The organism is Trinickia sp. (assembly GCF_035492435.1).
Lineage (GTDB): Bacteria > Pseudomonadota > Gammaproteobacteria > Burkholderiales > Burkholderiaceae > Trinickia.
On record NZ_DATJJF010000192.1, the window covers coordinates 1 to 12,122 of the forward strand.

Below are 12,122 nucleotides of genomic sequence, written 5' to 3' on the forward strand. Positions count from 1 at the left end.
ATTACTCACCCGTTCGCCACTCGCCGCCAGGGTTGCCCCCGCGCTGCCGTTCGACTTGCATGTGTAAAGCATGCCGCCAGCGTTCAATCTGAGCCAGGATCAAACTCTTCAGTTCAAACCTGTTACTGTTTTCGATTCAATTAAGAATCGGTCGCTCACTCAAAGCTGACAGGTTGTGAATTGCTTCACTAACCTGACTTACTGTTGTGTGAGACTCTTGATACTTTCGCTAGCAGTGACCAAGGTCACCGTGCGTCGCCATCAAGCGCCCACACTTATCGGCTGTAAATTTTTAAAGATCGCGTCGCTCAACTGTCGCGCACTGAACCGACTACCGTTCGGCGCTGCGTCGTTTTGCGTTGCTGCGTCAGCAGCAGAGAAACGAGATTATGCAGACTGTTTCGTCCGGCGTCAAGCGTTTTATTCATCATCGCTTGCTTCGCCGTCGACCGACACATGCTCGCTACTGCTCAACCCGCATGCCGCCTACGGCCCGCCGCCTACTTCCTGCGTCCCGCTTCTCCTCGCGCCACCGTTGCCGGGAAGCGCGAAGGAGCGTGATTCTAGGCGCGTTCGATGTGCGTTGCAAGAGGAAAATTCAAACACCTTTATCGATGCTTGAAGACGGGCTTTCTCTTCTCAATAAACGCGGCCATGCCTTCTTTCTGATCCTCTGTCGCGAACAGCGAATGGAACAGCCGCCTCTCGAAGCGCACCCCTTCCGCAAGAGGGGCTTCGTACGCGCGGTTCACTGACTCCTTGATCATCATGACGGCCGGCAGCGGGAACGCCGCAATCGTGGATGCAGCGGCTATCGCCTCATCGAGCAACGAGGCAGCCGGGACGACGCGCGACACCAGCCCGGCGCGCTCGGCCTCCGCCGCGTCCATCAAGCGGGCCGTCAAACACATGTCCATCGCTTTCGCTTTCGAGACAGCGCGCGGCAGCCGCTGTGTGCCGCCCGCCCCCGGCATGATGCCGAGCTTGATTTCGGGCTGGCCGAACTTAGCCGTATCCGCAGCAAAAATGATGTCGCACATCATCGCCAATTCGCACCCGCCGCCCAACGCAAACCCCGCAACGGCCGCAATGATCGGCTTGCGAATCGAACTCACGGCCTCCCAGTTCCGGGTAATGTAGTCGCCCCGGTACACGTCCATATAGCTGTAGTTCGCCATCATTCCGACGTCGGCGCCAGCGGCAAACGCCTTTTCGCTGCCCGTCAACACGATCGCCCCGATTCCTTCGTCGGTATCGAACGCCTCCAGAGCAACGCCGAGTTCGTCCATCAACGCGTCGTTAAGCGCGTTCAACGCCTGCGGACGATTCAATACGACCAAGCCGACCCGCCCGCGCGTCTCGACAACAATGTTCTCGTACGCCATCTACAACCTCCTATGGTTTGCCCCACACATCGAAAAGGCCGCAGTACGCCACCGAGAACGATGCTAACATTTACCAACCAACCGGTCGGTTAATTAACCCACCATCCCTCTCTCAACCACGATCCCAGCACCGATACTGCTATGAGACACCCTCTTTTTGCGAAGCACGAAGACACGCTCAAGCATGCGCTCGCCGCCATCGAAACGCGCGGCTACTGGAGTCCTTTTGCCGAAATGCCTAGCCCGAAAGTGTACGGGGAAGGCAGCAATGAGCATGGCGAGGGGGCGTTCAACGCCCATCTCAACAACGCGTTTTCTCTCGATCAGCCGAGCAACGGCGGCAGTGTCGGCGCCGAGCGTTCGCCCTACGGCTTCGCACTCGGCATTCGCTACCCCAAGGCCGACGTCGATGCATTGATCGAGACGGCCACAGCCGCTCAGCGTGCATGGCGTGCAGCAGGCCCAGAAACTTGGGTGGGCGTCAGCCTCGAAATCGTCGCGCGCCTGAACCGCGCCAGCTTCGAAATAGCCTACAGCGTCATGCACACTACCGGTCAGGCATTCATGATGGCGTTTCAGGCTGGCGGGCCGCACGCGCAGGATCGGGCGCTCGAGGCTATTGCCTGCGCCTGGGCCGAGTTGCGCCGCGTCCCCGCCGAGGCTTATTGGGAGAAGCCTCAAGGCAAAAACCCTCCGCTTGCAATGAAAAAGCGCTTTACGATCGTGCCCCGCGGCATCGGGCTCGTCCTCGGCTGCAGCACCTTTCCCACGTGGAACGCTTACCCAGGCCTCTTCGCAGACCTCGCAACCGGTAATGCCGTCATCGTGAAGCCACACCCTGGCGCCATCTTGCCGCTCGCGATTACGGTGCGCATCGCCCGCGACGTTCTGCGCGAAGCAGGCTTCGACCCCAATGTGGTAACCCTGCTCGCAACCGATCCCGAAGATGGAGCGCTCGTGCAAGAGCTCGCGTTGCGCCCGCCGATCAGGCTCATCGATTTCACAGGCAGCATGCAGAACGGCACCTGGCTGGAACGTCACGCCCACCATGCGCATGTGTTTACCGAAAAAGCCGGTGTCAACCAGATCATCCTTGACTCAGTGGACGATCTCCACGCCGCCGCCCGAAATATTGCCTTCTCGCTCGCGCTCTACTCGGGCCAAATGTGCACTGCGCCGCAAAACATGTATGTCCCCCGCAATGGTGTCCGTACGGCGCAAGGGCATGCCAGCTTCGAGGAAGTCGCCCAGGCGCTGGCCGACGCCATGCAAAAGCTTCTTTCCGACGCAGCACGCGGCGTCGAGATACTCGGCGCCATCCAGAACGACGACGTGGCCCGTCGCATCGATGAAGCGCGTTCGCTCGGCCGCGTGCTGGTCGAGAGCCGATCGATCCAGCATCCCGCCTTTCCTCGCGCACGCGTGCTGACCCCGCTCATGCTTCAACTCGACGCCATTGCAGACATCCGCACCTTCAGCAGCGAATGGTTCGGACCGATCTCGTTCGTCATTGCAACGGATTCCACGGCGCACTCGCTCAAGCTCGCGGAATCGATCGCAGCCGAACATGGAGCGTTGACGCTTTCCGTCTACAGCACGAACGAGGCCACGGTTGAGGGCGCGTACGACGCTGCTATCAAGAGCGGCGTGGCGCTTTCCGTCAATCTCACGGGCGGGGTTTTCGTCAATCAATCGGCAGCGTTCTCGGATTTCCATGGGACCGGCGCAAATCCTGCGGCAAATGCGGCACTGACCGACTCCGCTTTCGTCGCGAATCGGTTTCGCGTTGTTCAAAGCAGGGCCCATGTTCCTCCGCTTGCCGCCCAAGCTCAAGCTAGCCAGTCGGCATAGGCCAACCGGCCGAATGGATCGCCGTCCGGTCGGTCGGTAGCATGTCGTACAGGCCTGCTGGCACTTGTTCAGCAGGCCGTCATCCACGCATCCGGCGTATCGCGCTCGTGCATTAGCGCGCCCGCCTTCGCACCGAAAGGCAATCGCGCAATGAAGCGGGAAAAGGAGAGTCTCGATGCCGTATGAAACGATCCGCGTCGACATTGACGCATCCGCGCAGGTGGCCACCATCACGCTAAACCGGCCTGACAAGCTGAACAGCTTCACGCGCAACATGCATGCCGAATTGCGCTCGGGGCTCGACGAAGTCACGGCGGCGAAAGCACGCGCACTCGTATTGACCGGGGCTGGGCGTGGCTTTTGTGCCGGCCAGGATCTAGCCGATGTGAGCTTTCAGCCCGAAGCCATGACCGATTTAGGCGCGCTCATCGATGAAACGTTCAACCCGCTCGTGAGACGGCTGCAATCCCTGCCGCTACCCGTGATTGCCGCAGTCAACGGTATCGCGGCGGGCGCAGGCGCGAACCTCGCACTCGCCTGCGACATCACGCTCGCGGCGCGTTCCGCGAGCTTCGTCCAATCCTTCGTAAAGATCGGCCTGATACCCGATTCGGGCGGAACGGCTTTGCTGCCGCAGCGCATTGGCATGGCTCGCGCGCTGGGACTCGCGATCACCGGTGACAAGCTCGGCGCCGACCAGGCGCAACAGTGGGGACTCATCTGGCAAGTTGTAGACGACGAGGAACTCGCCACTGCCGCTCTCCAGCTCGCCGGGCGGCTCGCACAACAACCGACGCGCGCTATCGCGGCAATCAAACAAGCCATGCACGCGGGCGCCGGCCAAACATTTGATCGACAACTCGACCTCGAGCGGGATCTCCAGCGCGAACTTGGCACCTCGCGGGACTACGCCGAAGGCGTAGCTGCGTTCATCGAGAAACGCATTGCGCGCTTCGAGGGGTGCTGAAATGTTTGGAGCTGGGAAGCGGCAAATCCGCATTACCGAAGCGGCCAGCCTCTCTGGGCAAAGCGTGCCGCACGTATGACAGCCGGTGAGCTTGCCCCCGCGTTGGCGCGGGTCACGCACCCGCCGATGCACGCAGCCGTGCGCTCGCCTTGGAACTTCTCGAGGCAAACGCACAGGCGAAGCCCTGGCCGATCAGGAGTTAGGCAGCAGTAGCCACATACGCCCGACCTGCTTCATCTTGCCCGCGAGATCCCCCGCATCGTCGCCGAGGCCCCAAAAGTAATCGGCGCGGACACCACCCTTGATTGCCGACCCGGTATCCTGCGCGAACACCAGGCGGTTCATCGGCGTATTCGTGAATGGGCGCGTCGTTTGCAGAAAAACCGGCGTGCCGAGCGGGATCGAAGCCGGGTCGACCGCGATCGAGCGCTGCGGCGTGAGCGGCACGCCGAGCGCTCCGATGGGCCCCTGATCTCCGCCTGCAAAGGCCCCGTCGAACGACGGCATCTCGCGAAAGAAAACAAAACGCGGATTCGTATCGAGCAGCTCGTCAACACGTGCAGGGTTCGCGCGAGCCCAGGCCTTGATGCCTTGCATCGTTGCCTGCGCGGGCGTGATTTCCGCATGGTCGAGCAGCCACTTGCCGATCGACCGATACGGCTGGTTGTTGCTTCCGCCGAAACCCACACGCATAACCGTGCCGTCCTCAAGCACGATGCGCCCGGACCCCTGCACCTGGAGGAAAAACGCCTCGATCGGGTCGTCAACCCAGACGAGCTCGTTGCTCGCGAGCAGGCCCGAACGCTCGAGGTCGGCACGCGATGGCAGCACACTGCCGGACCGGTAGCCGGCAGGCCAGCGGTAGAGCGGATATTGGTAAGGACCGCCCTGCGCTCGGGCACCATGCAGCAGCGGTTCATAGTAGCCCGTCACGAGCCCATCCACCGTGCCGTCGCGATTGGCGAACTGGTAGGGCGTGAAGAAAGTCTCGAAGAATGTACGCGCGCCCGCGACGTCGAGGTCGTCCAGCCGCTGCGCCTCGGCGCAGGCGCGCTGCCACCGCGTCTCCCTCGATACTCGCAAGCAGTTCTCGCGCAAGGCAGCGATGGCGCCGATCAGCGAATCGTCCTCCCAGCCCGGCACCTGCTGCCAAGCGACAGGGGTAAGACGCGCCGAGGCGAGTTCGCCCGGGATCGTTCCGGTGCGGCCCGACATCGATGTTGTCTGGGACACAAAAGTGCTGCCGCCGCATGCGGCCAGCGTCAGCGACAGAATCATGGCCGCGATCCGTCCGGCCACCCCGAGCTCAATCCGCATGCGCTTCACCCTTTGCCATCAATGGAGCGTACGGGGCATCTGCAACGTGAACTCGGCCACCGGTGCCTCGAACCGCTCTCCATCCTCGGCGACGCAGAAGTACTCACCGCGCATGGTGCCGACGGGCGTTGCGATGATCGCCCAGCTCGTGTATTCGAACTGCTCGCCGGGCTGCAGCAAAGGCTGCTGCCCTATGACGCCCAAGCCTTTGACTTCCTGGGCCTTCGCATCGCTGTCGGTGATGATCCAATGACGTGCAATCAACTGCGCCGGGACTTGGCCCGTGTTTCGAATCGTGAGCGTGTACGCAAACGCATATTGACGACGCTCCGGATCGGATTGCTCTGGCAAATAGCGCGTCTTGGCCGAGACGCTCAGTTCATACTGGCTCATCTGATTCTGGTTCCGCTCTCTGTTCAGCTGCTTGGTTGCGCTTCGGTAGGCTCGCGACGCATACGGGCGAGTCCCTGTTTTCATGGATAGGCATTCTGCGGGATGGCGCCAGCGCCCGCAACCGCGGCCATCGAGCAGCAACGAAGGCAGCCGCGGTAAAATGCCCTCTTTCACCTGCTGCGCACCGCGCGCGGCAACGAGCATAGACGCGCCATGACGCAATTTCGCATCGCACCGAGCATTCTTTCGGCCGATTTCGCCAAGCTCGGCGAAGAAGTCCGCAACGTCGTCGCCGCGGGCGCCGACTGGATCCATTTCGACGTGATGGATAACCATTACGTCCCCAATCTGACGATCGGGCCGCTTGTTTGCGAGGCTATTCGACCGCACGTGCAGGTGCCGATCGACGTGCACCTGATGGTGCGCCCTGTCGACCGTATCGTGCCCGATTTCGCCAAAGCGGGTGCAAATCTGATCAGTTTCCATCCTGAAGCATCGGATCATATCGACCGCACGCTTTCGCTGATTCGCGACCAGGGTTGCAAGGCAGGGCTCGTATTCAATCCGGCCACGCCGCTCAACTATCTCGATCATGTGATGGACCGGGTTGACCTCGTGCTCATCATGTCCGTGAACCCGGGGTTCGGCGGCCAGTCGTTCATTCCCGAATCGCTCAACAAGCTGCGTGCCGCACGCGCACGGATCGACGCCTATCGCGAAAAGACGGGCCGTGAAATCCATCTTGAAGTCGACGGCGGCGTGAAGGTCGACAACATCGCAGAAATCGCACAGGCCGGAGCGGACACCTTCGTCGCGGGCTCGGCCATCTTCGGCAAACCGGATTACCGCGCTGTGATCAGCGAGATGAGGGCGCGGCTTGCCGAGGTCTCCGGCAGTTAAGGCTCGCCTGTCCGGCCCGCACATGACGAGCAGTCCTTCTCCCTTTGGAGCCCCCCGGTTCGCGCGGCAGCGTTTGAAAGCTGCCGTCGTGGATCTGGACGGCACGATGGTTGACACGGCGGACGATTTCACCGCCGGCGTCAATGGCATGCTTGCCGAGATGGGCGCCGCGCCGCCCGTCACGCGCGACGAAGTGATCGGCTATGTCGGCAAAGGCTCGGAGCACCTGATCCGCTGCGTACTCGGCGCGCGCTTTTCGCGTGAGGAAGGTGAAGCGCGGTTCGATGCCGCACTTGCCGCCTATCAGGTTCACTACGCCAGCGTCAACGGAAGGCACTCACGCCTTTACCCGGACGTGGAAAGCGGCCTTGCCGCGCTGCGCAACGCCGGCTTGCAGCTCGCGTGCGTCACGAACAAGCCGCACCGCTTCGCCGTTGCGCTGCTCGAAAAGTACGGCCTTGCGCGGCATTTCTCAGTCATCTTCGGCGGCGACAGCTTCACGCGAAAGAAGCCGGACCCGGCACCGATGCTTGCTGCCTGCGCGGCGTTAGGCGTGGCGCCGCATGAGGCAGTGGCCATCGGCGATTCGGAAAACGACGCGCTCGCGGGCCGCGCAGCAGGCATGGCAACGTTGACTGTGCCCTATGGCTACAACCATGGCAGAGCTGTACAAGCGATCGAATCGGATGGTATAGTGCCCTCGTTACTGGCCGCAGCGGCTTTCATCTCGCATCATCATGCGAGCTTGTTTTGAAGCCCAGCCCTGTCAGCAACGCTTCAATCGTCGACGACCAAGTCATTCTTCTCATGTTTCTGAGCAAAAAACGGAGTCCGAGCAGTATCGACCGGGGAGCCTGGCCCTGGCGTCGCTCGTCGCACTGACCTCTCCCGAGGTATGCTGGATCACTTGCCCAGCAACGTTTTTTGATTCGCCGCGCGCCCGCGCCTCCCCTATTGCACTAGCCGAACTTTCCGGCTGAGCCGACTCTCGAGGCACGCACGGGCTTGCGCTCCAACGGTTTGCTGCGCGCTTCGCACCCGTCAACCCAAAGATATGCGAGCGCCGTCCACGAACAGGATCGGAACATGACCGAACTCGAATTCAAGTCCATCGCCAGCGAGGGCTACAATCGCATTCCGCTCATCGCTGAAGCACTCGCCGATCTCGAAACACCCCTTTCCGTCTATCTCAAGCTCGCGCAGGCCGAACGCGGCGGCGAGAACTCGTTTTTGCTCGAATCGGTAGTCGGTGGCGAGCGGTTCGGGCGTTACTCGTTCATCGGCCTGCCCGCACGCACGCTCGTGCGCACGCGCCAAGGCGTTACGGAAGTCGTGCAGGACGGTAAAGTCGTCGAGGCGCACGAGGGCGACCCGTTTGAGTTCATCGCGCAGTTCCAAGCGCGCTTTAAAGTAGCGCAGCGCCCGGGACTGCCGCGGTTCTGCGGTGGCCTGGCCGGCTACTTCGGCTATGACGCCGTCCGCTACATCGAGAAAAAGCTGGCTCATACGGCACCGCGCGACGATTTGAACCTGCCGGATATCCAGTTGCTGCTGACGGAGGAAGTCGCCGTCATCGACAACCTCGCGGGCAAGCTCTATTTGATTGTCTACGCCGATCCGTCGGCGCCCGAAGCCTACGCACGAGGCAAACAGCGGCTACGCGAACTGCGCCAGCGCCTGCGCGCGACGGTGCAGCCGCCGGTGACGTCGCCGAGCGTGCGCACCGACATTTACCGCGAGTTCGCGCGCGAGGACTATCTCGCCGCCGTACGGCGAGCAAAGGAGTACATCGCGGCGGGGGAGCTGATGCAAGTCCAGGTCGGCCAGCGCCTGATCAAGCCCTATCGCGACAACCCGCTCTCGCTGTACCGCGCGCTGCGCTCGCTGAACCCCTCGCCGTACATGTACTTTTACAACTTCGGCGACTTCCACGTCGTCGGGGCGTCGCCGGAAATTCTCGTGCGACAGGAGCAGCGCGGCGACGAGCGCATCGTCACGATCCGCCCGCTCGCCGGTACACGGCCGCGCGGCAACACGCCTGAGCGCGATGCCGAACTCGCGACCGAACTGCTCGCCGATCCGAAGGAAATTGCCGAGCACGTGATGCTGATCGACCTCGCCCGTAATGACGTCGGCCGCATCGCACAAACGGGCACGGTCGCGGTCACCGACAAGATGGTCATCGAAAAGTACTCGCACGTGCAGCACATCGTGAGTTCGGTCGAGGGCAAGCTCAAGCCCGGCGTGACGAATTTCGACGTGCTGCGCGCGACCTTTCCGGCTGGCACGCTTTCCGGCGCCCCCAAGGTGCGGGCGATGGAACTCATCGATGAGCTGGAGCCTGTGAAGCGAGGCCTGTACGGCGGCGCCGTAGGCTATCTTTCCTTTAACGGTGAAATGGACCTCGCGATTGCAATCCGTACCGGCATCATCCGCGACGGCAATTTGTATGTGCAGGCGGCGGCGGGGGTTGTTGCCGACTCAGTGCCCGAATCGGAGTGGCAGGAAACGGAGAACAAGGCACGGGCCGTACTGCGTGCCGCCGAACAGGTGCAAGACGGCCTCGACAGCGACTTCTGACCGGGAGCAAGACCATGTTGCTGATGATCGATAACTACGACTCATTCACCTATAACCTCGTCCAGTACTTCGGCGAACTCGGTGAAGACGTCCGCACCTATCGAAACGACGAAATCACGCTCGACGAGATCGCGACGCTCAATCCCGACAGCATCTGTCTGTCGCCAGGGCCGAGCAACCCACAGCATGCGGGCATCACGCTCGACGTTTTGCGTCGCTTCTCGGGTGTCAAGCCGATCTTGGGCGTATGCCTGGGCCATCAGGCCATCGGCGAAGCATTTGGCGGACGCGTCGTTCGCGCGAAAACAATCATGCACGGCAAAGTGAGCCGGATTGAAACCGACGGCAAAGGTGTCTTCGCCGATCTACCGAAGCATTTCGACGTCACGCGCTATCACTCGCTCGCGATCGAGCGTGACGCGCTGCCCGATTGCCTTGAAATCTCGGCATGGACGGAAGACGGCGAGATCATGGGCGTGCGCCACAAAACACTTCCCGTCGAGGGCGTGCAGTTTCACCCCGAGTCGATCCTATCCGAGCATGGCCATGCACTGCTCGAGAACTTTCTGAAAACAGCAAAGGCGGCCCGGGCGGCCATCGCTTGAGCCGACGAACACACCACGCCGGAACGCTAGGCGAATCATGACGATTACTCCACAAGAAGCACTGCAGCGCACGATCGAGCATCGCGAAATATTTCATGACGAGATGCTGCACTTGATGCGGCTCATCATGCGCGGCGAGCTCTCGCCGGTCATGTCCGCAGCCATCATCACGGGCCTGCGCGTCAAAAAGGAAACCATCGGGGAAATTGCGGCAGCCGCGACCGTGATGCGCGAATTTGCCCACCGCGTTCAAGTGGCGGACAACTCGAACTTCGTCGACATCGTCGGCACGGGCGGCGACGGTTCGGGCACCTTCAATATCTCGACGGCCACGATGTTCGTTACTGCGGCGGCCGGCGCGAAGGTGGCGAAGCACGGCGGCCGCAGCGTGTCGAGCAAATCCGGCAGCGCGGATGTCCTTGAAGCGCTGGGCGTCAAGATCGACCTCACACCCGAGCAAGTCGCACAATCGATCGCCGAGACCGGCATGGGCTTCATGTATGCGCCGAACCATCATCCGGCGATGAAAAACATCGCGCCGGTGCGCCGGGAGCTCGGCGTGCGAACGATCTTCAATATTCTCGGGCCGCTGACGAATCCCGCAGGTGCGCCCAATCAGCTGATGGGGGTGTTTCACCCCGACCTCGTCGGCATTCAAGTCCGTGTCATGCAGCGGCTCGGCGCGAAACATGTGCTCGTGGTCTACGGCAAAGACGGCATGGATGAGGTTTCCCTCGGCGCGACAACGCTCGTGGGCGAGCTGCGCGACGGCGAAATCCGCGAGTATGAGATCCACCCGGAAGATTTCGGTTTGCAAATGGCGTCGAATCGCACGTTGAAAGTGCGCGATGCCGAGGAATCCAAAGCGCTTATCCTTTCAGCGCTCGAGAACCGGCCGAGCGTGGCGCGCGAAATCGTTGCACTCAATGCGGGGGCCGCGCTCTACTCAGCGAACGCGGCAGCATCGATCGGCGACGGCATCCAGATCGCGCGCGAAGCCATTGCATCGGGCCGCGCACGCGCCAAGGTCGACGAACTCGCCCGATTTACGCAGCAGTTCCAGCACTAAGCCGCACAAAGCACTACTGCATTGGGCAAACACAAAGAGGCATCTCTCATGAGCGACATTCTCGAACGCATCATCGCCGTCAAACGGGACGAAGTGCGGGCCGCGCAATCGAGTGCGCCGCTCGAGGAGTTACGGCTCGATGCGTCTCTTCGCGATTCGCGCGACTTCATTGGTGCACTGCGCGCGAAGCATGTGGCCGGTCAGCCAGCCGTCATCGCTGAAGTCAAGAAGGCGAGCCCCTCGAAGGGCGTACTGCGTGAGCAATTCGTGCCAGCTGATATCGCACGCTCCTATGAACGCGGCGGCGCCGCGTGTTTGTCCGTGCTCACTGATGTGCAGTTCTTTCAGGGCAGCGCGGCGTACCTTGAGGAAGCCCGCGCCGCGTGCAATTTGCCGGTGCTACGCAAGGATTTCATCATCGACCCCTATCAAATCGTCGAAGCACGTGCGATGGGTGCGGATGCCATCCTGCTCATCGCTGCCGCACTGACCACGCCACAGATGCGCGATCTCGAAGCTTTCGCGCACTCCCTCGGGCTTGCCGTACTCGTCGAAGTCCATGATGACAAGGAGCTCGACGAGGCGCTGACGCTGAAAACACCGCTTATCGGCATCAACAATCGCAACCTGCGCACGTTCGAAACGTCGCTCGAAACGACGCTTGGCATGCTCGAAAAGGTGCCGGCGGACCGTATCGTCGTCACCGAATCCGGCATTCTGTCTCGCGCCGACGTCGAGCGTATGCGGGAACAATCCGTGCACACGTTTCTCGTCGGCGAGGCGTTCATGCGCGCCGACGATCCCGGTGCCGAGTTGGCGCGCATGTTCTTCTGACTTCCGCCGCGAGGGGCTTGGCCGTCATCCGCCCTTGGGCTGGCCATCGGTCGATGACCGCAAACACCCCCGAACACCCCACTACGCAGAGCATTCATATTCATCCATGAGCATCGAACGCGAAATCAAGCTCGCGCTGCCGCCCGAACAAGCCGACGCCGCCGCGCGATACTTGGCAAAACGTGCCGGGGACGCAGGGCGTGAGATCCCCCTCGACAACA

11 protein-coding genes and 1 rRNA gene are annotated in these 12,122 nt (G+C 61.7%); 8 read left to right on the forward strand and 4 right to left on the reverse strand.

The window, feature by feature from the left end; genetic code table 11:
* Together VL598_RS13810 and VL598_RS13815 are read right to left on the reverse strand one after the other, a co-directional pair.
* Nucleotides 1-115, reverse strand: a 16S ribosomal RNA gene (locus VL598_RS13810); the annotation flags it as partial.
* A 493-nt stretch (nt 116-608) separates the two neighbouring features.
* Complete coding sequence (locus tag VL598_RS13815; protein ID WP_325327294.1) at nt 609-1,385, reverse strand: enoyl-CoA hydratase; 777 nt, start codon at nt 1,383-1,385, stop codon at nt 609-611.
* 141 nt (nt 1,386-1,526) lie between these two features.
* On the opposite strand from VL598_RS13815, the gene paaN reads away from it, so the two are divergent.
* On the forward strand, nt 1,527-3,236 hold the full coding sequence (gene paaN / locus VL598_RS13820; protein ID WP_325327295.1) for a phenylacetic acid degradation protein PaaN: 1,710 nt from the start codon (nt 1,527-1,529) through the stop codon (nt 3,234-3,236).
* A 175-nt stretch (nt 3,237-3,411) separates the two neighbouring features.
* On the forward strand, nt 3,412-4,203 hold the full coding sequence (gene paaG / locus VL598_RS13825) for a 2-(1,2-epoxy-1,2-dihydrophenyl)acetyl-CoA isomerase PaaG (protein ID WP_325327296.1): 792 nt from the start codon (nt 3,412-3,414) through the stop codon (nt 4,201-4,203).
* A gap of 192 nt (nt 4,204-4,395) precedes the next feature.
* Here paaG and VL598_RS13830 read toward each other — a convergent pair whose 3' ends face one another.
* Both VL598_RS13830 and apaG read right to left on the reverse strand, forming a co-directional pair.
* Nucleotides 4,396-5,520 carry a murein transglycosylase A gene (locus VL598_RS13830; RefSeq protein WP_325327297.1) on the reverse strand — a complete coding sequence of 375 codons (1,125 nt, stop codon included), beginning with the start codon at nt 5,518-5,520 and terminating at the stop codon, nt 4,396-4,398.
* An 18-nt stretch (nt 5,521-5,538) separates the two neighbouring features.
* The gene (gene apaG, locus VL598_RS13835; RefSeq protein ID WP_325327298.1) at nt 5,539-5,913 is read right to left on the reverse strand and encodes a Co2+/Mg2+ efflux protein ApaG; all 375 of its coding nucleotides are present in this window, start codon (nt 5,911-5,913) and stop codon (nt 5,539-5,541) included.
* A gap of 213 nt (nt 5,914-6,126) precedes the next feature.
* Here apaG and rpe point away from each other — a divergent pair, with 213 nt between their 5' ends.
* The 6 genes from rpe (at nt 6,127) to trpC (ending at nt 11,901) form a co-directional block, all read left to right on the forward strand.
* Nucleotides 6,127-6,813 (forward strand): ribulose-phosphate 3-epimerase, encoded by a 687-nt coding sequence (gene rpe, locus VL598_RS13840; RefSeq protein WP_325327299.1) that lies wholly within the window; start codon nt 6,127-6,129, stop codon nt 6,811-6,813.
* Nucleotides 6,814-6,835: 22 nt separating this feature from the next.
* A complete protein-coding gene (gph, locus tag VL598_RS13845; RefSeq protein ID WP_325327300.1) occupies nt 6,836-7,567 on the forward strand; it encodes a phosphoglycolate phosphatase in 732 nt (243 codons plus the stop codon).
* 332 nt (nt 7,568-7,899) lie between these two features.
* Nucleotides 7,900-9,393, forward strand: coding sequence for an anthranilate synthase component I (gene trpE / locus VL598_RS13850; RefSeq protein ID WP_325327301.1), 1,494 nt, complete (start codon nt 7,900-7,902; stop codon nt 9,391-9,393).
* Between the two features lie 14 nt (nt 9,394-9,407).
* Nucleotides 9,408-9,998 (forward strand): aminodeoxychorismate/anthranilate synthase component II, encoded by a 591-nt coding sequence (locus tag VL598_RS13855; RefSeq protein ID WP_325327302.1) that lies wholly within the window; start codon nt 9,408-9,410, stop codon nt 9,996-9,998.
* A 37-nt stretch (nt 9,999-10,035) separates the two neighbouring features.
* A complete protein-coding gene (trpD, locus tag VL598_RS13860; protein WP_325327303.1) occupies nt 10,036-11,067 on the forward strand; it encodes an anthranilate phosphoribosyltransferase in 1,032 nt (343 codons plus the stop codon).
* A 48-nt stretch (nt 11,068-11,115) separates the two neighbouring features.
* Nucleotides 11,116-11,901 carry an indole-3-glycerol phosphate synthase TrpC gene (gene trpC / locus VL598_RS13865; RefSeq protein ID WP_325327304.1) on the forward strand — a complete coding sequence of 262 codons (786 nt, stop codon included), beginning with the start codon at nt 11,116-11,118 and terminating at the stop codon, nt 11,899-11,901.
* Nucleotides 11,902-12,122: the final 221 nt, after the last annotated feature.

Coding starts and splice junctions, on each gene's coding strand:
- VL598_RS13815 (WP_325327294.1), bottom strand. CDS start 1,385: ATGGCGTACGAGAACATTGTTGTCGAGACGCGCGGGCGGGTCGGCTTG.
- paaN (WP_325327295.1), top strand. CDS start 1,527: ATGAGACACCCTCTTTTTGCGAAGCACGAAGACACGCTCAAGCATGCG.
- paaG (WP_325327296.1), top strand. CDS start 3,412: ATGCCGTATGAAACGATCCGCGTCGACATTGACGCATCCGCGCAGGTG.
- VL598_RS13830 (WP_325327297.1), bottom strand. CDS start 5,520: ATGCGGATTGAGCTCGGGGTGGCCGGACGGATCGCGGCCATGATTCTG.
- apaG (WP_325327298.1), bottom strand. CDS start 5,913: ATGAGCCAGTATGAACTGAGCGTCTCGGCCAAGACGCGCTATTTGCCA.
- rpe (WP_325327299.1), top strand. CDS start 6,127: ATGACGCAATTTCGCATCGCACCGAGCATTCTTTCGGCCGATTTCGCC.
- gph (WP_325327300.1), top strand. CDS start 6,836: ATGACGAGCAGTCCTTCTCCCTTTGGAGCCCCCCGGTTCGCGCGGCAG.
- trpE (WP_325327301.1), top strand. CDS start 7,900: ATGACCGAACTCGAATTCAAGTCCATCGCCAGCGAGGGCTACAATCGC.
- VL598_RS13855 (WP_325327302.1), top strand. CDS start 9,408: ATGTTGCTGATGATCGATAACTACGACTCATTCACCTATAACCTCGTC.
- trpD (WP_325327303.1), top strand. CDS start 10,036: ATGACGATTACTCCACAAGAAGCACTGCAGCGCACGATCGAGCATCGC.
- trpC (WP_325327304.1), top strand. CDS start 11,116: ATGAGCGACATTCTCGAACGCATCATCGCCGTCAAACGGGACGAAGTG.